The sequence below is a fragment of the Enterobacter cloacae complex sp. SHL001 genome (genome assembly GCF_049236825.1).
Lineage (GTDB): Bacteria > Pseudomonadota > Gammaproteobacteria > Enterobacterales > Enterobacteriaceae > Enterobacter > Enterobacter hormaechei_C.
In genome coordinates this window covers 45,040-66,790 of the sequence record NZ_JBMKIP010000004.1, presented here as the reverse complement: position 1 = coordinate 66,790, position 21,751 = coordinate 45,040, and the positions used below count along the sequence as shown (strand labels likewise).

Annotated in this window: 15 protein-coding genes; 11 read left to right on the top strand and 4 right to left on the bottom strand. The window is 56.5% G+C overall.

Features of this window, described 5'->3' with window-relative positions; genetic code table 11:
• Positions 1–13: 13 nt before the first annotated feature.
• The 3 genes from dksA to thpR form a co-directional block, all read right to left on the bottom strand.
• Positions 14–469 carry an RNA polymerase-binding protein DksA gene (gene dksA, locus ACOTYH_RS12490; RefSeq protein ID WP_001155232.1) on the bottom strand — a complete coding sequence of 152 codons (456 nt, stop codon included), beginning with the start codon at positions 467–469 and terminating at the stop codon, positions 14–16.
• A 176-nt stretch (positions 470–645) separates the two neighbouring features.
• Entirely contained in the window at positions 646–1,350 is a 705-nt protein-coding gene (gene sfsA, locus ACOTYH_RS12485; RefSeq protein WP_015572707.1) for a DNA/RNA nuclease SfsA, read from the bottom strand.
• The gene (gene thpR / locus ACOTYH_RS12480) at positions 1,340–1,894 is read right to left on the bottom strand and encodes an RNA 2',3'-cyclic phosphodiesterase (RefSeq protein WP_015572708.1); all 555 of its coding nucleotides are present in this window, start codon (positions 1,892–1,894) and stop codon (positions 1,340–1,342) included. Before thpR ends, sfsA begins: the two co-directional genes overlap by 11 nt.
• A gap of 73 nt (positions 1,895–1,967) precedes the next feature.
• Here thpR and hrpB point away from each other — a divergent pair, with 73 nt between their 5' ends.
• The 10 genes from hrpB (at position 1,968) to fhuB (ending at position 18,332) form a co-directional block, all read left to right on the top strand.
• Complete coding sequence (hrpB, locus tag ACOTYH_RS12475; protein ID WP_048973390.1) at positions 1,968–4,397, top strand: ATP-dependent helicase HrpB; 2,430 nt, start codon at positions 1,968–1,970, stop codon at positions 4,395–4,397.
• A 152-nt stretch (positions 4,398–4,549) separates the two neighbouring features.
• Positions 4,550–7,072, top strand: a complete 2,523-nt coding sequence (mrcB, locus tag ACOTYH_RS12470; protein ID WP_017383751.1) for a bifunctional glycosyl transferase/transpeptidase — start codon at positions 4,550–4,552, stop codon at positions 7,070–7,072.
• A 272-nt stretch (positions 7,073–7,344) separates the two neighbouring features.
• Positions 7,345–7,953 carry a fimbrial protein gene (locus ACOTYH_RS12465; protein ID WP_015572710.1) on the top strand — a complete coding sequence of 203 codons (609 nt, stop codon included), beginning with the start codon at positions 7,345–7,347 and terminating at the stop codon, positions 7,951–7,953.
• A gap of 43 nt (positions 7,954–7,996) precedes the next feature.
• On the top strand, positions 7,997–8,710 hold the full coding sequence (locus tag ACOTYH_RS12460; RefSeq protein WP_017383749.1) for a fimbrial biogenesis chaperone: 714 nt from the start codon (positions 7,997–7,999) through the stop codon (positions 8,708–8,710).
• A gap of 20 nt (positions 8,711–8,730) precedes the next feature.
• Complete coding sequence (locus ACOTYH_RS12455) at positions 8,731–11,208, top strand: fimbria/pilus outer membrane usher protein (protein ID WP_421637771.1); 2,478 nt, start codon at positions 8,731–8,733, stop codon at positions 11,206–11,208.
• Between the two features lie 44 nt (positions 11,209–11,252).
• Positions 11,253–12,200 (top strand): fimbrial protein, encoded by a 948-nt coding sequence (locus ACOTYH_RS12450; protein WP_223230156.1) that lies wholly within the window; start codon positions 11,253–11,255, stop codon positions 12,198–12,200.
• A 204-nt stretch (positions 12,201–12,404) separates the two neighbouring features.
• Positions 12,405–14,615, top strand: coding sequence for a ferrichrome porin FhuA (fhuA, locus tag ACOTYH_RS12445; protein ID WP_015572711.1), 2,211 nt, complete (start codon positions 12,405–12,407; stop codon positions 14,613–14,615).
• Between the two features lie 50 nt (positions 14,616–14,665).
• Positions 14,666–15,463, top strand: a complete 798-nt coding sequence (gene fhuC, locus ACOTYH_RS12440) for a Fe3+-hydroxamate ABC transporter ATP-binding protein FhuC (RefSeq protein WP_047733132.1) — start codon at positions 14,666–14,668, stop codon at positions 15,461–15,463.
• Positions 15,463–16,353, top strand: coding sequence for a Fe(3+)-hydroxamate ABC transporter substrate-binding protein FhuD (gene fhuD / locus ACOTYH_RS12435; RefSeq protein ID WP_003856240.1), 891 nt, complete (start codon positions 15,463–15,465; stop codon positions 16,351–16,353). The genes fhuC and fhuD overlap by 1 nt, the downstream gene beginning before the upstream one ends.
• On the top strand, positions 16,350–18,332 hold the full coding sequence (gene fhuB, locus ACOTYH_RS12430; RefSeq protein ID WP_421637770.1) for a Fe(3+)-hydroxamate ABC transporter permease FhuB: 1,983 nt from the start codon (positions 16,350–16,352) through the stop codon (positions 18,330–18,332). Before fhuD ends, fhuB begins: the two co-directional genes overlap by 4 nt.
• Positions 18,333–18,859: 527 nt before the next feature.
• Here fhuB and hemL read toward each other — a convergent pair.
• Complete coding sequence (gene hemL / locus ACOTYH_RS12425) at positions 18,860–20,140, bottom strand: glutamate-1-semialdehyde 2,1-aminomutase (protein WP_015572714.1); 1,281 nt, start codon at positions 20,138–20,140, stop codon at positions 18,860–18,862.
• 177 nt (positions 20,141–20,317) lie between these two features.
• Here hemL and clcA point away from each other — a divergent pair, with 177 nt between their 5' ends.
• Positions 20,318–21,718 carry a H(+)/Cl(-) exchange transporter ClcA gene (gene clcA, locus ACOTYH_RS12420; RefSeq protein ID WP_063135048.1) on the top strand — a complete coding sequence of 467 codons (1,401 nt, stop codon included), beginning with the start codon at positions 20,318–20,320 and terminating at the stop codon, positions 21,716–21,718.
• The last annotated feature ends 33 nt before the right edge of the window (positions 21,719–21,751 follow it).

Below are 21,751 nucleotides of genomic sequence, written 5' to 3'. Positions count from 1 at the left end.
GAGAGGGCAGGCGTTAGCCGGCCATCTGTTTTTCGCGGATTTCTGCCAGCGTTTTACAGTCGATGCACAGATCGGCTGTTGGACGCGCTTCCAGGCGACGAATACCGATTTCAACACCGCAGGATTCGCAGTAGCCAAAATCTTCGTCCTCGACCTTCTTCAGCGTTTTTTCGATCTTTTTGATCAGTTTGCGCTCGCGGTCACGGTTACGCAGTTCGAGGCTGAACTCTTCTTCCTGAGCGGCACGGTCGACCGGGTCCGGGAAGTTAGCAGCTTCATCCTGCATATGTGTAACGGTGCGATCGACTTCATCCCTGAGTTGATTACGCCATGCTTCAAGAATACGCTTGAAGTGCGACAGCTGGGCTTCGTTCATATACTCTTCGCCCGGCTTCTCTTGATACGGCTCCACCCCAGCGATGGCGAGAATACTCAGGGACGATGTTTTACGGTTTTGCCCTTCTTGCATGTTGCTTCTCCTTAACACGCACTATCGATCCCCGTGTTGGGGGAAAAATCAGGTCGCTATAAATAGCAGATGCTTTTCCGTATGGCAATTATCTAAACGTAACACTTGACAACCCTGTGAGGAAAAGCGTATTTGCGCACGCGGCCAGAACACTTATTAGTCAATCGTCTAATCCCTTATAAGACAATGGGAAGAGAGGATCTCAGAGTCATATTATCGGCAGAAAGTTCCGCTTTATAAGCGAAAATCTCTACCCCCTGCTTTTGTGCCTCATTCAACAATTGCGCGTATTTAGGATCAATATGACGGGCCGGGGAAAACCGTTCAATGGCTGAATGCAGAACCGCAAACAGCAACACGGCGCGCTTGCCCGCCGCCGCTACACTCATTAGCTCTCGCAGATGCTTCTGGCCACGTAGCGTTACCGCATCCGGAAAGAAGCCGTTTTCCTGTTCCGCTAACGTCACTGATTTCACTTCAATATAGCACTCAGGGCGCTCTTCCGCCTGTAACATAAAATCAATTCTGCTGCCTTCATCGCCATATTTCACTTCGCTTTTTTGCGTGCCGTAACCCACCAGTTCAGGAAGCATTCCATTTGTCAGGGCTTCCTTAACCAGCTGATTTGCGCGCAGGGTATTCACGCAAATAAATGCCCCGCTTTGCGTCTCGGTCATTTCCCAGGTATGAGGATATTTGCGTTTAGTATTTTCTGATGTGGAATACCAGACCGTGTCACCCGGCGTGGCGCAACCGGTCATGGCGCCGGTGTTAGGGCAGTGCAGCGTGAGCGTTTCGCCCTCAGGGGTGATCACATCAGCGAGAAAGCGTTTGTAACGCTGGATCAGCGTGGCGGGCTGGAGTGCAGGGCTAAACTTCATCAGGATTCCTTAACGTGTCGCCCAGCGTCCAGCGCTGAAGCGGAGTATAGCGGGTGCGTCCTTGTACAAAGGCAGATTCGTACAGCGCAAATTCATTCACCTGAAAGGACCAGTGAAAGCCCGGTGGCGGGATGGCAACGGCCTGACCCGCGTCGCGCAGCAGGGTAATGTGGGGATGAAACGGCTGCGGGCTCTGATAACAGCCGCTGCGCGCGGCCTGCGCCCGCAGCATGTTGGCGAGCTGTAGCAGTCCGCGAGGGGGCTGCCGCGTCCCCAGCCAGACCACCCGAGAGCGCAGCCATTGCCCGGCATCGTCAAGATGCAGCGTAAACCCCGGCTGCGAAATGCGTCCGGCCATTGCGCTTAACGCGCGCTGCTTTTCAGCGCTTACTTCACCAAGAAAGGCTAACGTCAGGTGCATATTGGCGGCGACGACGGGGCGGCCCGCTTCCGCGGGGAAGTGGCTGGCGCGCCAGCGAACAATCTGCCGTTGAAGCGTGGTGGGTAATTCAATGACGAAGAATAGCCGTTTTGACTCAGACATGCGCAAGACTCGGTAATGATATGCGCCGATGCTACAATGTACGCCGATTAATGTTAACCCTCTGGAGCCGTAAGTGTCCTTTTTGCCCGTCGCTGTCGTCCTTCCTGAGCTTCTCGCAGCCTTAGAACATGCGCCACAGGTTTTGCTCAGCGCGCCCACCGGAGCGGGTAAATCCACCTGGCTGCCCCTGCAAATTCTGCGCGAGGGGAGCATCAGCGGGAAAATTATCCTGCTGGAGCCACGCAGGCTGGCCGCGCGCAATGTGGCGCAGCGCCTGGCGGAACTGCTGAATGAAAAACCGGGCGAGACGGTAGGGTACCGGATGCGCGCCGAAACCTGCGTTGGACCGTCCACGCGGCTGGAGGTGGTCACCGAGGGTATTCTCACCCGTATGCTGCAAAACGATCCGGAGCTGACCGGCGTCGGGCTGGTGATCCTTGATGAATTTCACGAGCGCAGCCTCCAGGCCGATCTGGCCCTTGCGCTGCTGCTCGACGTTCAGCAGGGGCTGCGCGACGACCTTCGGTTGCTGATTATGTCGGCGACGCTGGATAACGAGCGGCTCCGGCAGACGCTCCCTGACGCGCCGATGATCTCCTCTGAAGGGCGTGCGTTCCCGGTCGAGCGCCGCTATCAGCCGCTGCCTGCCCATCAGCGTTTTGACGAAGCGGTTGCCATCGCCACCGCCGAATTGCTCCGTCAGGAACCCGGCTCGCTGCTGCTGTTTTTACCCGGCGTAGGCGAAATCCAGCGCGTACAGGAGCAGCTGGCATCCCGGGTGAACAGTGACGTTATGCTGTGCCCGCTCTACGGCGCGCTGCCGTTGGCTGACCAGCGCAAGGCGATCCTTCCCGCACCGGCGGGGCAGCGCAAAGTAGTGCTGGCAACCAATATCGCGGAAACCAGTTTGACCATCGAAGGCATTCGCCTGGTGGTGGACAGTACGCAGGAGAGGGTGGCCAGTTTTGATCCGCGTACCGGGCTGACGAGGCTACTGACGCAGCGCATCAGCCAGGCCTCGATGGTGCAGCGCGCAGGGCGAGCAGGGCGTCTTGAGCCGGGTATTTGCCTGCATTTAACCAGCGCCGAGCAGGCGGAGCGTGCGGCATTGCAGAGCACGCCTGAGATTTTACAAAGCGATCTCTCCGGGCTGGTGATGGATCTGATGCAGTGGGGCTGCCCGGACCCTGACCAGCTCACCTGGCTTAATCCTCCGCCTGTCGTGAACCTTTCCGCCGCGCGCAGCCTGCTGACCCAGCTTGGCGCGCTGGAAGGCGAGCGACTGACGGCGCGCGGTCAGAAAATGGCGGCGCTGGGCAACGATCCGCGTCTGGCGGCAATGCTGGTGGCAGCACAGGGCGACGATGAAATTGCCACGGCGGCAAAACTGGCGGCTATTCTTGAGGAGCCGCCGCGCGGTGGCAGCAGCGATCTGGGACAGGCCTTTTCTCGCCATCAGGGAAACTGGCAACAACGCGCGCAGCAGCTGTGTAAACGCCTGAATTGCCGGGGCGGTTCGCCTGACAGCGATAAAGTTATCCCTCTGCTGGCCCAGGCCTTCCCGGACAGGATCGCTCGCCGTCGCGGGCTGGATGGTCGCTATCAGCTGGCAAATGGGATGGGCGCGATGCTGGACAGCGATGACGCCCTGACGCGTCACGAATGGCTGATCGCGCCGCTCTTGCTCCAGGGCAGCCACTCCCCGGACGCGCGTATTTTACAGGCGGTTGCCGTGGATATTGACGCGCTGACGCGTGCCTGCCCGCAGCTGCTTCAGCAATCTGACATCGTGGAATGGGATGATGCCCAGGGCACGCTGAAGGCGTTCCGTCGTAGCCAGATTGGCAAACTGACGCTCGGGACGAAACCGCTGGCGAAGCCGTCGGAGGAAGAGTTACACCAGGCGATGCTGAACGGCATTCGGGAAAAAGGGCTGAGCGTACTGAACTGGACGCCGGAGGCCGAACAGTATCGCATTCGCCTGCATTGCGCCGCGAAGTGGCTGCCGGAACAGGGGTGGCCAGCGGTGGATGATGAGACGCTGCTCGCGACGCTTGAACAGTGGCTGTTGCCGCAGATGAACGGCGTACACTCGCTGCGCGCCCTGAAGGCGCTTGATGTTAAGGCAGCGTTACAGAATTTACTGGACTGGTCGTTACGTCAACGTCTGGATAGTGAACTGCCTGGGCATTACACTGTGCCAACCGGGAGCCGGATTGCCATTCGTTATCATGAGGATAATCCGCCGGCGCTGGCGGTTCGGATGCAGGAGATGTTTGGTGAGGCCACCACGCCGTCCATCGCTGAAGGGCGCGTGCCGTTAGTGCTTGAGCTGCTTTCGCCTGCGCATCGTCCCTTGCAGATCACCCGCGATCTGGGGGCGTTCTGGGCGGGGAGCTATCGTGAAGTGCAGAAAGAGATGAAAGGGCGATATCCCAAACACGTCTGGCCGGACGATCCGGCGAATACCGCGCCGACACGGCGCACGAAGAAATATTCGTAATGGATCGAAAAGGGGAGTGCGGCCTGATGCCCTCACCCCGGCCCTCTCCCACGGGGAGAGGGAGAAACAAACTTTGAGAGATTTCTTCTTTCACTGACCTGTGCAAGATAAGAAAATCTGGCCTTTGCGCCTGAATGTTGCGGAGAAAAAGCATGGCGGGGAATGACCGCGAGCCAATAGGACGTAAGGGAAAGCCGACGCGTCCGGCGAAAGAAAAGGTAAGCCGTCGTCGCCTCAGAGATGAGGAGTATGATGATGACTATGAAGACGATTATGAGGATGAAGAACCGATGCCACGTAAAGGGAAAGGCAAAGGGCGTAAGCCTCGTGGTAAGCGCGGCTGGTTCTGGTTGCTGCTGAAGCTGTTCATTGTTTTTGTTGTCCTGATCGCGATTTACGGCGTTTATCTGGATCAGAAGATCCGCAGCCGTATCGACGGGAAAGTCTGGCAATTGCCTGCGGCAGTGTACGGCCGCATGGTGAACCTTGAGCCGGACATGTCCATCAGCAAGAACGAGATGGTGAAGCTGCTGCAAGCCACGCAGTATCGTCAGGTCACGAAAATGACCCGTCCGGGTGAATTTACCGTCCAGGCGAAAAGCATTGAGATGATCCGCCGTCCGTTCGACTTCCCGGACAGTAAAGAAGGGCAGGTGCGCGCGCGTCTGACCTTTGACGGCGATCGTCTGGAAACCATTGAGAACATGGATAACGATCGCCAGTTCGGTTTCTTCCGTCTCGATCCGCGCCTCATCACCATGCTGTCGTCCGCAAACGGCGAACAGCGCCTGTTCGTGGCGCGTAACGGCTTCCCGGATCTGCTGGTAGATACCCTGCTGGCAACCGAAGACCGCCACTTCTACGAGCACGACGGTATTAGCCTTTACTCCATTGGTCGTGCGGTACTGGCGAACCTGACTGCCGGGCGTACGGTGCAGGGGGCAAGTACCCTGACCCAGCAGCTGGTGAAAAACCTGTTCCTCTCCAGCGAACGCTCTTACTGGCGTAAAGCCAACGAAGCGTACATGGCCGTGCTGATGGATGCGCGCTACAGCAAGGATCGTATTCTTGAGCTGTACATGAACGAGGTGTACCTCGGTCAGAGCGGTGACAACGAGATCCGCGGCTTCCCGCTGGCGAGCCTGTACTACTTTGGTCGTCCGGTAGAAGAGCTGAGCCTTGACCAGCAGGCGCTGCTGGTGGGCATGGTGAAAGGCGCGTCGATCTACAACCCGTGGCGTAACCCGAAACTGGCGCTGGAGCGTCGTAACCTGGTGCTGCGTCTGCTGCAACAACAGCAGGTGATTGACCAGGAGCTGTACGACATGCTGAGCGCGCGTCCGCTGGGCGTTCAGCCGCGTGGTGGGGTGATCTCTCCGCAGCCTGCCTTTATGCAGATGGTGCGTCAGGAGTTGCAGTCTAAGCTCGGGGATAAAGTGAAAGATCTCTCCGGCGTGAAGATCTTTACCACCTTTGACTCCGTGGCACAGGACGCCGCAGAAAAAGCGGCGGTAGAAGGTATTCCGGCGCTGAAAAAGCAGCGTAAGCTGAGCGATCTGGAAACCGCGATGGTAGTGGTTGACCGTAACACCGGCGAAGTTCGTGCCATGGTGGGCGGTGCTGAGCCGCAGTTTGCGGGCTATAACCGTGCCATGCAGGCGCGTCGTTCAATTGGTTCACTGGCAAAACCGGCGACCTATCTGACCGCGCTGAGCCAGCCGAATCTTTATCGCCTGAATACCTGGATTGCCGATGCGCCAATTTCCCTGCGCCAGCCTAACGGCCAGGTTTGGTCACCGCAGAACGATGACAGACAGTTCAGCGGCCAGGTCATGCTGGTGGATGCGTTAACCCGCTCGATGAACGTGCCAACGGTTAACCTCGGAATGGCGCTGGGCCTGCCGGCCATTACCGACACCTGGCAGAAGCTGGGGGTACCGAAAGATCAGCTGCACCCGGTGCCAGCGATGATTCTGGGGGCGCTTAACCTGACGCCAATCGAAGTGGCGCAGGCGTTCCAGACCATCGCCAGCGGCGGTAACCGTGCTCCGCTTTCCGCTCTGCGTTCGGTGATTGCCGAAGATGGCTCCGTGCTGTATCAGAGCTTCCCGCAGGCAGAACGTGCAGTTCCGGCGCAGGCGGCCTATATGACGCTGTGGACCATGCAGCAGGTTGTCCAGCGCGGTACCGGCCGTCAGCTGGGAGCGAAGTATCCGGGCCTGCATCTGGCGGGTAAAACCGGGACCACCAACAACAACGTCGATACCTGGTTCGCCGGTATTGATGGTCGTGAAGTGGTCATCACCTGGGTGGGGCGCGATAACAACCAGCCGACCAAACTGTATGGCGCGAGCGGTGCGATGTCGATTTACCAGCGCTACCTGGCCAACCAGTCTCCGGTGCCGCTGAACCTGGTTGCCCCGGAAGATATCGTTGATATGGGCGTGGACGCATCGGGCAACTTTATTTGCGGTGGCGGGATGCGTACGCTGCCGGTCTGGACGACTAACCCGGATGCGCTGTGTCAGCAAAGTCAGCCAGAAGAACCGACAGGTAACCCGTTCGATCAGTCTTCTCAACCCCAGCAGCCGCAGCAACAGCCGCAGCAGCAGAATGAGAAGAAAGACAGCGACGGTGTCGCCGGCTGGATCAAGGACATGTTTGGCGGAAACTAATTAGTTTCCTGAATAAAAGGCCGCTTAAGGATTAAGCGGCCTTTTTTTATGTTTACATTCATTTATATTTAAAATTATTAAATTTAAAATGTAGAATTATTAATTTTTGCTTTTTTTCATCTAAAACAGAAAGTTGTGTCCGATTATTCGGGTGTTATCATTTTGCGATCTAGACGTGATGAAGAATAATCTGATTAAATCCTCTCCAGAAATTTACTGACCTCACAGGATATTCCTTAGAGGACTTCCCAACATTTTTGTATATATCAAGAATGGATATCTTCATCATCACATATAAGGATATTGTTATGAGTAAATATGTTGTTTCAACGGTGCTGGCCAGCACGCTTATGGCTGCACTCTCTCTGCCGGTATTTGCAGCGAACGATTCTGGTACGGTAAATTTCGCCGGAAAAATTGTGGCGGATACCTGTGAAATTGATGTTGATGGCTCGGGGTCCAATACTTCCACCGTCACATTTGCAGATACTTATCCTTCTGATTTTGGTACTGACGGTCAGGTCGGGACGTCGAAGGCCTTTAAGATTGAAGTGAAAAAATGTGATCCGCTGGTTGCCAAACTGAACCTCAAGTTCAGCGGCACCACAACGGATGCGGAATACAAGCGCCTGAAGAACGATCTTTCCGGCGCTGGCAATGCGACCAACGTTGGCATCATTGTCAGTAATGAAAATGGGACTAAGGGGGACGTGGTTTTCAACGGATCAGAACCGGAAGCCGGTACCGATGTTGCGAACGATGCCACTGGCGCCACAGCATCTGTCTTTAATTACACCGCGAAAGTTATTCAGGTTGGTGATAACAAACCAACAGCAGGTCACTACTCCTCATCTGCAACGTTCGAGGTTGTTTATCGCTAAATCTATTTTGGCAGCCTGAAAGGGCTGCCTTCTGGAACGTAGTATGAATTATTTATTAAAATTGTTAGGTGGATGTTTGATTATCTCTTGCTGTTCAGTACAGGCAAGTGTGGTTCTCGGTGGCACGCGAATTATTTATCCATCGAATAAATCCGAAGTACAAATAGCACTAAAAAATAAAGACCCTCATACTCGATATCTGGTGCAAAGCTGGGTGAGTTACCCCAATGATGCAAAAGCACCTTTCATCATTACGCCGCCTGTCTATAAATTACAGGAAAATCGTCAGACCCTTTTGCACATCATTTTTACCGGCGATAAAAAAAATCTGCCCGCAGATCGCGAATCTTTATTTCTGGCGAATGTGAAATCCGTCTCGGCGTTATCACCTGACTTAAAAGACAAGAATACGCTGCAATTCGCGATGAAAACGCGTCTGAAGCTGTTCTGGCGTCCTGCTGATTTGAAAGAAACCGATGCGCTACAAGCCTATGAAAAAATCACCTTCCGCCGCCAGGGGAACAAGCTCATTGCGAAAAACCCAACGCCGTTTTACGTCTCCTTTGGCGAGCTGGCCGTGGGCGGGAAAAGTGTCCCTGTGACTGACACAAGAACAACGCCGGGGGCGATTTCAATGATGGTCGCACCTTTCAGCGAGCAATATTTTTCTGTGCCTCAATCTGCAAACGGGCCCGTGACGTGGACTGCTATTAGCGATTTCGGCGCGCAAACCTCCCAGCGCAAGCAGGCTCTTTAAACACACAATGCTGGTACCCTATGTCGTCATCTCCACTCTACAAACAGGTTCTGAAGGGAATCGCGTTAGCGCTGCTCGCGATGATCCAGCCTGTGAGTGCAGATGACGAATTTAACCTGCGGATCCTCGAGATGGACACTCCGCTGGAAAACACCTCAACGCTAAAAAATTTCATCAATGATAATGGCTTACTGCCGGGAAACTTTCTGACGACCATTATGTGGGATCGGGATGTTCTGGATAAACGCACGGTGAGTTGGATCTTGTCTGACGATAAGCAGCGCCTGTTACCGGAGCTGACCAAAGAGGATCTGCGTGCATTAGGGGTAAAAGTCGACACGATCCCGGACATGAAAGATCTGGATGATGCGGTGATAATCGATGACATCTCCCATTTTATTGATAATGCCCGCTACGATTACGACCAGGATAATCAGACCTTCAAGCTGGTGATCCCGCAAAAATACCGCGATCAGGCTGCGGCCGGGGCTATCGAGCCTAAATTCTGGGATGACGGTGCTCCCGCCGCCTGGACAAGCTACCAGTTTAGCGGCTCTCAGCAGCACTACCGTTCTGGTGAAACGTCATCTGCATGGCTTGGTCTGGAGTCGGGGATCAACCTCGGGGCGTGGCGGTTGCGTAACAACAGCACCTGGAGTGACAACGCCGGTTGGGATGCAATCGCCAGTACGCTGCAACGTGATATCAAAACCCTGCAAAGCCAGCTTGAGATAGGCCAGACGTACACTAACGGCGAGCTTTTCGACAGCGTCCAAATGACCGGCGTGAAGCTGGAAACGGATACTTCCATGCTGCCCACCAGCCAGCAGGGGTTTGCCCCCGTGGTGCGTGGTATCGCAAATAGCGATGCAAAAGTCACCATCAGGCAAAACGGCTACACCATTTATCAAAGCAACGTCTCTCCGGGGCCATTTGAGATCCGCGATTTAAGCCAGGTCACATCCGGCGCGGATCTGGAGGTGACGGTGGAAGAGGCCGACGGCAGCGAACACAGCTTCATCCAGGCCAGCGCATCGGTACCGGTGCTACAGCGGGAAGGGGCATTTAAATATTCGCTGGCGGCAGGGCGTTATCGCGGTAATGAAGGTGAGGACGAGCCCCCTTTTCTGCAAGGGACGGTCATTTACGGCCTGCCTTATGGCGTAACAACATACGCCGGCGCGCTCGTTGCATCGTCGTATCAGGCTATGCTGGCGGGAACAGGGGCCGATCTTGGCCGTTTCGGATCGGCATCCGTGGATGTGACCGCCGCCCGTACGGCTTTTGATGATGGACGAGATGATGCCCGCGGGATGTCATGGCGTGCGCAGTATTCCAGGGATATTCCGGATACAGACACCACCGTGACGCTTGCCAGCTACCGTTATTCCACCTCAGGGTTTTATACCTTTCAGGAAGCTGTCGACCAGCGTGACAGCGAGATTGACGATGGGATTTATACCTATCGGCGAACCAATAATCGGCGCAGCCGCATGCAGGTTAATCTTTCCCAACGCGTTTCGGACTGGGGATCGGCTTACCTTAATGGCTATCAGCAGGATTACTGGAACATGGCAGGACACGAGCGCAGCGTCAGTGCGGGGCTAAGCTCCGGCTGGCGCGGTATAACCTGGTCGATAAGCTACAGCCTGACGCGTACGCCGGACGCCAATACCAATCGGCAAATGGCGTTGATGGTCAACGTACCTCTTTCACGCTGGCTAGCGAACGCCTGGTCAACTTACAGCGCCAACACTGCCAGCGGTGGATTCGTTTCGCATCAGGTAGGGATCGGCGGCACGGCACTTGAGAACAATAACCTCAGCTATAACCTCCAGCAGACCTATGCCAGTCACGATACTGGCTATGGCGGCAGTGTATCCGGGCGCTACCGGGGATCTGCCGGTGATGTCGGGCTGGGGTATAACTACGGGGGTGATAACCGACAGTGGAACTACAGCGCGCAGGGTTCAATTGTTGCGCATGAACATGGAGTAACCCTGGGGCAATCCGTCCGCGACGCCTTTGCCATTGTCCATATCAAAGATGGCGATAACGTCAAAGTACAGAACGGGCGAGGGATCTACATCGATCGCTTTGGTAACGCGATTGTCCCTTCCCTGACGGCCTACCGGAAAAACGGTATTACGGTCAACACCCAGGATCGTGAAGATATTGAAATTGCTGCCGCTACCCAGGATGTTGTCCCAACAAAAGGTGCGGCCATCTCAGCGAATTTTGATGCACGAGTGGGGAAGCGTGCGCTTATCACGCTGCTTTTCCACGGCAAGCCGGTGCCTTTCGGCGCCATTGTCACGCAGGAAAGTGCAACGGCTATCGTCGGTGATGAAGGAGAAGTCTGGCTTACCGGTCTGCATGAAGCGGTTTCCCTGAATGTGCAGTGGGGTGACGGGCGCGATCAACGGTGTGCGTGGGCGGGGGATCTCCCTCCCGGGCGCTCAGCAACTATTTTGAAAATGACGGTAGATTGCCAATGAGGCGTAGCAAAGAACTATTCATCAGCGCAATGGCTGGCCTAATCATGCTGTTTTCAGCTCCGGCCTTCGCAACTTGTACATTTACGGGAGGCGGAAGCAGCGGGGGAATTGTTACCTTCAACATTCCCGCTGTCATACAGCTTGAGCCAGATGTCCAGGTCGGTACGATTATTTACGACGCCAGCGTGGAATCAGGTGAGATCTCGCAAAGCTGTGATGATGATTCCGTTCGGGTACGTAGAGGCTATCTCTCATTGAGTGGTGCTGATGCGCGTGAAGATGTTTTACCCGGAGTGTACAAAACCAACGTGACCGGAATTGGGGTTCGCGTTGCAGCGTCTACAACCCAGTTCCCCAGCTATACCGAAGAAGACATTATCAGGCCGGAAACTTATCTTGGCACGATAAGAAGCTTTTCAACGAATTACAACTTCCGGGCTACCGCTCAGTTGATCGTTATCGGTGAGGTCGAAGAGGGCGATCTTAATACGTCCCTGTTAACCTCACATGAGACTTACGATAACCATGTGATAGGCGAAATCCGCTTTGCACCAACCAGTGTACATATCACAACAAACACCTGTAACCTGGTGGATAAAAACATCTACGTGCCGCTAGAAACGGTCAATGTGCACGATTTTAACGGTCAGTATTCCGACATCCTGACCGACAGTCGTTTCAGGATTGATATTAAGGACTGCGCAGCCGGAACAAAAATTGATTATCAGTTCACCAGTGCAGGGTCGACTGGCGTAACGGATGGCAATATCCTCAACATTGCTACCGGAGACAACGCAGCAAGCGGCGTAGGCATTCAAATCCTCGACAAGAACGATGCGGTGTTACAGTTCGACCAGAGCTACACGGCAATAACCCGTAGCCAGGACAACGTCCCGGTTGAGATCCCACTCAAAGCCCGTTACATCAAAACGGGAGAGGTTAAAGCCGGGAAAGTCGACGCCGTCGCGACTTTCGAACTCTTCTATCGTTAAGCCCTCCGGCCCGTTTCGGCGGGCTTTAGCGATCATTTCGCTAACTTCATTAACTCTCTATTTTCATCTGGTTAATTCTTAAACCCTTAAATCTTGTAGGGCCGCATACTGCTTGCTATGCAGCCAACGTTTCGCATATTATTCTGCGGTCATAATAATAATTCTCGTTTACGTTATCATTCACTTTTCCATCAGAGATCCATCATGGCGCTTTCCAATACTGCTCAGCCAATTAACACGTCGCTGCGTAAAATCGCGGTCGTCGTAGCCACAGCGGTTGCCGGCATGTCTGCTTATGCTCATGCCGCCGAAACCCCGAAAAAAGAAGAAACCATTACTGTTACTGCCGCACCGGCTGCGCAGGAGAGTGCCTGGGGGCCTGCACCGACGATTGCAGCAAAGCGCACTGCAACGGCGACGAAAACCGATACACCGATCGAGAAAACCCCGCAGTCCATTTCCGTGGTCACACGTGAAGAGATGGACATGAAACAGCCGGGGACGGTTAAACAGGCGCTGGCCTACACGCCGAGCGTTTTCGCAACGCGCGGCGCCTCCACAACCTATGACGTGGTTTCTATTCGTGGTTTTACGACCTCCAGTACAGTGAATACCAACCAGTATCTGGATGGTATGAAGCTGCAAGGGGATAACTACTCTGAAGCGTCGATGGACCCATACTTCCTGGAGCGCGTAGAACTGCTGCGAGGCCCGACGTCCGTACTGTATGGAAAAAGCCACCCTGGCGGCGTAGTGAGTATGGTCAGCAAGCGTCCAACCACGGAACCGTTAAAAGAAATTCAGTTCAAAATGGGGACGGATAACCTGTGGCAGACTGGGTTTGACTTCAGCGACGCGATTGATGATAACGGCGTGTGGTCCTACCGTCTGACCGGCCTGGGACGCAGTGAAAATGCGCAGCAGGAGATGGTGAAGTCTACTCGTTACGCGATTGCGCCGTCTTTCAGCTGGCGTCCTGATGATAAAACTGATTTCACTTTCCTGAGCAACTTCCAGAGCGATCCGGATGCGGGTTACTACGGCTGGCTGCCGCGTGAAGGTACCGTTGTGCCTTACTATGATGCTAACGGAAAGGCGCACAAACTGCCGACCGATTTCAACGAAGGCGATGAAGACAATAAGATCTCCCGTCGTCAGAAAATGGTGGGTTACAGCTTCGCGCATGAATTCAACGACACCTTCACCGTGCGTCAGAATCTGCGTTATACCAAAATCAATACGCTTTACCGTTCAGTTTACGGTAATGGCTATATCGCTCCGGCCCAGATCAGCCGTGCGTACGTGCGCTCAGATGAAGACCTCAACTCGTTCACGGTTGATACACAGCTCCAGTCGAAATTCGCGACCGGTGCCGTTGACCATACGCTGCTGACGGGGGTGGATTACCTTCGTATGCGCAATGATATTGATGCTGACTACGGTACCGCCGATCCGATCAGCATGAACAATCCGCAGCACGGCAATGCGAACGTCAATGTGAACTTCCCGTATGCCATGCTCAATCGCCAGGAGCAGACCGGGCTCTATGCGCAGGATCAGGCGGAATGGGATAAGTGGGTACTCACCATGGGTGGCCGCTATGACTTTGCAAAAACGTCTGCCTTTAACCGTAATAACGGGACCACCGCGGAAATTAACGATCAGGCATTTACCTGGCGCGGGGGGATTAACTACCTGTTCGACAACGGGATTACCCCATACTTCAGCTACAGTGAATCCTTTGAACCGCTCTCTGGCACCACCCAGGGCGGCAAACCGTTCGACCCGGCGCGCGGCAAGCAGTATGAAGCGGGCGTGAAGTATGTTCCTAAAGATCTGCCTGTTGTGGTGACGGCCGCGGTATATCAGCTGACCAAGAACAACAACCTGACCGCCGATCCGGCGAACCCGACCAGCGGCTTTAGCGTGCAGGGCGGTGAAATTCGCTCCCGTGGCTTTGAGCTGGAAGCGAAAGCGGCGGTGTCGGCTAACGTGAACGTAACGGCGGCCTACAGCTACACAGATGCGGAATATACCCACGATACCTGGTATGAAGGTCGTCGTCCGGCAGAAGTACCGCGCAACATGGCATCCCTGTGGGCGGATTACACCTTCCACGAGACGGCGCTGAGTGGCCTGACCGTCGGTGCGGGCGCGCGTTACATCGGTAACACGGTGACGTACTACTCCTCAGCGTCGCCTAAAGCCTATGAGTCCTTTAACGTCGCGGGTTATGCCCTGGCGGATGCGACCGTGAAATACGATCTGGCGCGCTTTGGTCTGCCGGGATCTTCCGTCGGCGTCAACGTGAACAACATCTTTGACCGTGAATACGTCTCCAGCTGCTACAGCGAGTATGCATGCTACTGGGGAGCAGGACGCCAGGTTGTTGCCACCGCGACCTTCCGCTTCTAACCTCTTTATGGGCACGGTTCGCCGTGCCCTTTTTATTTAAGTTGGCTGACATGCAGGATAATAAAACGCAATCCGACTCCACCTTCACGCTTAACAATCTCTCCTTTCGCGTACCCGGGCGCACCTTGCTGCATCCGCTCTCTTTGACGTTTCCCGCAGGTAAAGTGACCGGTTTAATCGGGCACAATGGTTCCGGTAAATCGACGCTGCTGAAGATGCTGGGTCGTCATCAGCCGCCGTCCGAGGGCGACATATTGCTGGATGACCAGCCGCTGGCGAGCTGGAGCAGTAAGGCCTTTGCCCGCAAGGTGGCCTATCTGCCGCAGCAGTTGCCGCAGGCGGAGGGGATGACGGTGCGCGAGCTGGTGGCGATTGGACGTTATCCGTGGCACGGTGCGCTCGGGCGTTTTGGCCTCGCTGACAGAGAGAAAGTGGAAGAGGCGATCGCGCTGGTTGGGTTAAAACCGCTGGCGCATCGTCTGGTGGATAGCCTGTCCGGTGGCGAGCGTCAGCGCGCATGGATCGCGATGCTGGTGGCGCAGGACAGCCGCTGCCTGCTGCTCGACGAACCCACTTCGGCGCTGGATATTGCTCATCAGGTTGACGTCCTGGCGCTGGTGCATCGCTTAAGTCAGCAGCGCGGCCTGACGGTGATTGCCGTTCTGCATGATATCAACATGGCGGCACGCTATTGCGACTACCTGGTAGCGCTGCGCGGCGGTGAAATGATCGCTCAGGGTACGCCTGCCGAACTGATGCGCAGCGAAACGCTGGAACATATCTACGGTATTCCCATGGGCATCCTGCCTCACCCAGCCGGGGCTGCACCCGTGAGCTTTGTCTACTGATGCTGGATTCAACATTCATTAGCCGCCGTCGCCTGCTGACGGCCATGGCGCTCTCACCGCTGCTGTTAAAGATGGGCCCGGCCCGCGCTGCGGCTATCGATCCGCACCGCATCGTGGCGCTGGAGTGGTTGCCCGTCGAACTGATGATGGCGCTTGGCGTGACGCCTTACGGCGTGGCCGATATTCCCAACTACACCCTGTGGGTGAATGAGCCAAAACTGCCGGACTCCGTCATCGACATTGGCCTGCGTACGGAGCCGAACCTTGAGCTTCTCACCCAGATGAAACCGTCTTATTTATTCTGGTCTGCGGGGTATGGCCCGTCGGAAGAGACCATGGCGAAGATTGCGCCCGGACGGGGCTTTTCCTTTAGCGACGGCAAAAAGCCGCTGACCATGGCAAAAAATTCCATCCACGAGATGGCGCAGTTTCTCAACCGTGAGGCTCAGGCGAAAAAACATCTCGATGAATTTGATGCGCTGATTGATTCCCTCAAGCCGCGCTTTGCCCACCGTGGCGATCGGCCTTTGCTGATGGTAACCCTGCTGGATGCCCGCCATATGCTGGTCTTTGGAAATAACTGTCTGTTCCAGGAAGTGCTCGACAGCTTTGGCATTCGCAATGCCTGGGAAGGCGAGATGACATTCTGGGGCAGTACCGCCGTGGGTATTGACCGTCTGGCGGCGTTTCGTGATGTGGACGTGCTGTGCTTCGATCACGGGAACGAGCGCGAGATGCAAACCCTGATGGCGACCCCGCTCTGGCAGGCAATGCCGTTCGTCCGCGAGCAGCGCTTCCTGCGCGCGCCAGCGGTATGGTTCTACGGCGCGACGCTGTCGGCAATGCATTTTGCCCGCGTGCTGGACAATGCACTGGGAGGCAAGGCATGAGCACGCGTATGGCCCGTTTCCCGATGTTACTGTTAGCGCTCATTTTTCTGGCTGCCCTGGCGTTAACCGGCTTTAACCTGACCACGGCGTTACCGCGCGATCAGTGGGCAGCCGCGTTTGCCGCACCGGATATCGATAATATTCAGCAAATGCTGTTCCACTACAGCCTGCTGCCGCGTCTGGCTATCTCCCTGCTGGTCGGGGCGGGGCTGGGACTGGTGGGCGTACTGTTTCAGCAGGTGCTGCGTAACCCGCTTGCAGAGCCGACCACGCTGGGCGTGGCGACGGGGGCTCAGCTGGGGATCACCATCACCACTCTCTGGACCCTGCCGGGAGCGTTAACCTCGCAGTTTGCCGCGCTGGCAGGCGCATGTGTGGTCGGTGCGCTGGTCTTTGGCGTGGCCTGGGGAAAACGTCTCTCGCCGGTCACGCTGATCCTCGCGGGGCTGGTCGTCAGCCTCTACTGTGGGGCGATCAACCAGCTGCTGGTGCTGTTTCACCACGACCAGCTGCAAAGCATGTTTATGTGGAGTACCGGCACGCTCACCCAGACCGACTGGAGTATCGTCCAGCGCCTGTGGCCGCAGCTGTTCGGCGGCGTGGTGCTGACGCTGCTGCTGCTGCGTCCGCTGACGTTGATGGGCCTCGATGACGGCGTGGCGCGCAATCTGGGGCTGGCGCTGTCGCTGGCGCGTCTGGCGGCCCTGACCCTGGCGATTGTGCTGAGCGCGTTACTGGTTAACGCCGTCGGCATCATCGGTTTTATCGGTCTGTTTGCGCCATTGCTGGCAAAAATGCTCGGCGCGCGCCGTCTGCTGGCGCGTCTGATGCTGGCTCCGCTGATTGGTGCGCTGATCCTCTGGCTTTCCGATCAACTCATTCTCTGGCTGGCGCGCGTCTGGATGGAAGTTTCCACGGGCTCGGTGACGGCCCTGATCGGCGCGCCGCTGCTGCTGTGGCTGTTGCCGCGCCTGCGCAGCATTAGCGCCCCGGCAATGGATGCCGGCGATAAAGTACATGCCGAACGTCAGTCGGTGGTGTGGTTCAGCCTTGCCGGACTGGCGGTGCTGGTTATCGCCTCGTTTGCCGCACTCTCGCTGGGACGCGACGCCACAGGCTGGCACTGGGCGACGGGGGATTTGCTGCATGAACTCATGCAGTGGCGCTGGCCGCGGATCTTCTCCGCGCTGATTGCGGGCGTCATGCTGGCGGTGGCGGGCTGTATTATCCAGCGTCTCACCGGCAACCCGATGGCAAGCCCGGAAGTATTAGGGATCAGCTCCGGGGCCGCGTTTGGCGTAGTGTTAATGTTGTTCCTCGTGCCGGGAAATGCGTTCGGCTGGCTGATGCCTGCCGGGAGTATCGGCGCGGCAGTCACGCTGATGATTATCCTGATCGCCTCCGGGCGAGGGGGGTTCTCACCTCACCGCATGCTGCTGGCCGGGATGGCGCTCAGCACCGCGTTTACTATGCTGCTGATGATGTTGCAGGCGAGCGGCGATCCGCGCATGGCGCAGATCCTGACCTGGATTTCCGGTTCAACGTACAACGCCACCGGCAGTCAGGTGGTGCATACCGGGATTGTGATGATCGTACTGCTGGCGATTGTGCCGCTGTGCCGTCGCTGGATGACCATTCTGCCGCTGGGTGGGGATACCGCCCGCGCGGTCGGGGTGGCGCTGACGCCAACGCGTATCGCCCTGTTGCTGCTGGCCGCGTGCCTGACGGCGACGGCCACCATGACTATCGGCCCGCTCAGTTTTGTCGGATTAATGGCGCCGCACATCGCCCGTATGATGGGCTTCCGCAGGACTTTGCCGCATATCGTGATCTCTGCGCTGACGGGCGGGGTAATCCTGGTCTTTGCTGACTGGTGCGGAAGGATGGTGCTGTTCCCGTATCAGATCCCGGCGGGCCTGCTGTCGACCTTTATCGGCGCGCCGTATTTTATATATCTGTTGAGAAAGCAGAGTCGGTAATAAAAGTAAACGGCAATCCTTAGATTGCCGTTTTCGTTTTTGCTTCCTCTCCCTGTGGGCTGAGGGTTCCCCACAAAATAATGCCTGCACAGACGGGCCCCTCTCCCTTGAGGGAGAGGGCTGGGGTGAAGGGGAACATACGGCTCTGGTGGTCATTCCGTTCACTTTATGTTCCTTGCTACTCTGTCACGACATGAGCGGTGAACGTGCCAGGGTGGCTCAGTCGCCACCACCCTGGCGACCCGGGCTTCCGGCGGAAAATCGCCGCTTCGCGGTACCTTCGGCTTATTCCTTCCGGCTTATCGGGTACGGGCGGAGGAAACGTCCCTGTAAAGCCCGCCCTCTCGGCGCATCCCTGCGCCTCGCCCCGACCTACAGTAAACGCCTCAGCGATTTACAGCCGGACCGAGGCATCGCTGAAAGCCCTCAGTTATTCTGAGGCAACGTTATCGCTTTTGCTTTCAAATTACTGGGGAACCCTCTCCCCTGTGGGAGAGGGTTGGGGTGAGGGCATCAAGCCGCACATTTTACAGCTTCGCAAACACCTTACGCGCTGCGTCGATGGTGTTATTGATATCTTCTTCGCTGTGTGCCACGGACATAAAGCCCGCTTCAAACGCTGACGGGGCCAGATACACGCCTTCTTCCAGCATCAGGTGGAAGAAGCGTTTGAAGCGTTCCACGTCGCATTTCACCACGTCCTGATAGCAGGTCACGGTTTTCGCATCGGTGAAGAAAATCCCGAACATCCCGCCGACGTGGTTTACCACCAGCGGAATACCCGCGTCTTCTGCGGCTTCCAGCAGGCCGTTTGCCAGCTGCGTCGTTCGGTCCGTCAGGGTTTCGTGGATACCCGGCTGCGCCACTTCGGTCAAACAGGCAAAGCCCGCCGCCATCGCAATCGGGTTACCGGAGAGCGTACCTGCCTGGTAAACAGGACCGGTTGGCGCCAGCGCGTCCATCACGTCCTTACGGCCGCCAAACGCGCCGACAGGCATGCCGCCGCCAATGATTTTGCCGAGGCAGGTCAGATCTGGCTCTACGCCGTAGTATGACTGCGCTCCCGCCAGCGCGACGCGGAAACCGGTCATCACTTCGTCGATGATCAGCAGCGCGCCGAACTCATCGCACAGTGCGCGCAGGCCCGGCAGGAAATCCGGCTGCGGTGGAATACAGTTCATGTTGCCCGCCACCGGTTCAACGATGATGCAGGCGATCTCCTGCGGATACTGCTCGAACGCGGCGCGAACGGTGTTCAGATCGTTATAGGTGCAGGTCAGCGTGTGTTTCGCGAAATCAGCCGGCACCCCCGGGGAGTTCGGTTGACCGAGCGTCAGCGCGCCGGAACCGGCTTTTACCAGCAGGCAGTCGGCGTGGCCGTGATAACAACCTTCGAACTTGATGATCTTGTCACGACCGGTAAAACCGCGCGCCAGACGGATAGCGCTCATGGTCGCTTCGGTACCGGAGTTCACCATACGCACCATGTCCATCGTTGGCACCAGCTCGGTGACCAGCTCCGCCATTTTGACTTCCATCTCGGTTGGCGCGCCGAAGCTCAGGCCGCGCTGAGCGGCTTCAATCACCGCGTTGCGGATCGCCGGGTGGTTGTGCCCCAGTACCATCGGGCCCCAGGAGCCGACGTAATCGACATAGGCTTTACCATCCACATCATACAGATATGCCCCATCCGCACGTTCGATAAACAGCGGGGTGCCACCCACGCCGGTAAAGGCGCGCACGGGTGAGTTCACGCCGCCTGGGATTAGCTCGCGGGCTGCGCTGTAGAGGTTTTCAGACTTGCTCATGGCGTCGTTCCTGGTTCGTAGAAATAAGTTAAGGCAACTATTCTAAGTGATTCGGAAGAGGTTATAAAATTTTTGCCCCTCAGAAGGCTTAACAATTGTTAAGTATTTTTCAGGGGACGAGGGGATTGTCTCTGGTAGAATCCCTGCGGCCTTTTGTATGACGAAAAAGAACAGGTAATGAACGAGAACACACCTTCTTTTGAACAACAACAGTTTACGCGCGCGAAGCACCGGGTCAGTATCCGGCGGCTGCTCAACCGTGACAAAACCCCGTTAGCCATTCTGCTGGCAGCCGCCGTGGTCGGTACGCTGGCCGGGCTGGTGGGGGTCGCATTCGAGAAAGCGGTCAACGCGGTGCTCAACTGGCGCATAGGTACCGTCGCCAGCTTTGCCGATCGGGAATGGCTGGTCTGGGTGTGGGCCTTTGGCCTTTCGGCGCTGTTTGCCATGGTGGGGTATTTTCTGGTGCGTAAATTCGCACCTGAAGCAGGTGGCTCGGGGATCCCTGAAATTGAGGGGGCGCTGGAGGAGCTACGCCCGGTTCGCTGGTGGCGGGTGCTTCCTGTGAAATTTATCGGCGGGATGGGAACCCTCGGGGCGGGCATGGTGCTCGGTCGGGAAGGGCCAACGGTACAGTTGGGCGGTAACGTCGGGCGCATGGTCGGCGATCTGTTCCGTATGCGCAGCGCCGAAGCACGGCATACGCTGCTGGCGACGGGGGCCGCAGCGGGGCTGTCTGCGGCGTTTAACGCGCCGCTGGCGGGTATCCTGTTTATCATTGAAGAGATGCGCGCCCAGTTCCGCTACAACCTGATCTCGATTAAAGCGGTGTTTACCGGCGTGATTATGTCGAGCATTGTCTTTCGCGTCTTTAACGGCGAAGGGGCGGTGATTGAAGTTGGCAAGCTGACCAATGCGCCGGTCAATACCCTGTGGCTGTATCTGGTTCTTGGGATGATTTTTGGCGTCGTCGGCCCGCTTTTTAACACCCTGATTTTACGGGCGCAGGATATGTTTCAGCGCATCCATGGCGGAAATACCACGAAATGGGTGCTGGTGGGAGGCCTGCTTGGCGGCGTGTGCGGGATCCTCGGTTTCATCGAACCGAATGCGGCGGGCGGCGGTTTCGGCCTGATTCCCATTGCCGCGGCGGGGAATTTCAGCGTAGGCCTGCTGCTGTTTATGTTTATTTCACGCGTCATCACCACGGTATTGTGCTTCTCCTCTGGCGCCCCGGGCGGCATTTTTGCTCCGATGCTGGCACTGGGGACGCTGCTGGGTACGGCGTTCGGGATGGCGGCGGCGGCAGGTTTCCCGGCCTACCATCTGGATGCGGGGACGTTTGCGGTTGCGGGAATGGGGGCGCTGCTGGCGGCCTCCCTGCGCGCGCCGCTGACCGGGATCGTACTGGTGCTGGAAATGACCGACAATTACCAGCTCATTTTGCCAATGATCATTACCTGTCTCGGCGCGACACTATTAGCCCAATTCCTGGGTGGAAAACCGCTATACTCCACCATTCTTGCCCGTACCCTGGCGAAACTGGAAGCTGAACAGGCCCTGAAGCAGAATACTTGAATGAATTACCAGGGTATTAGATAATGACAAAAA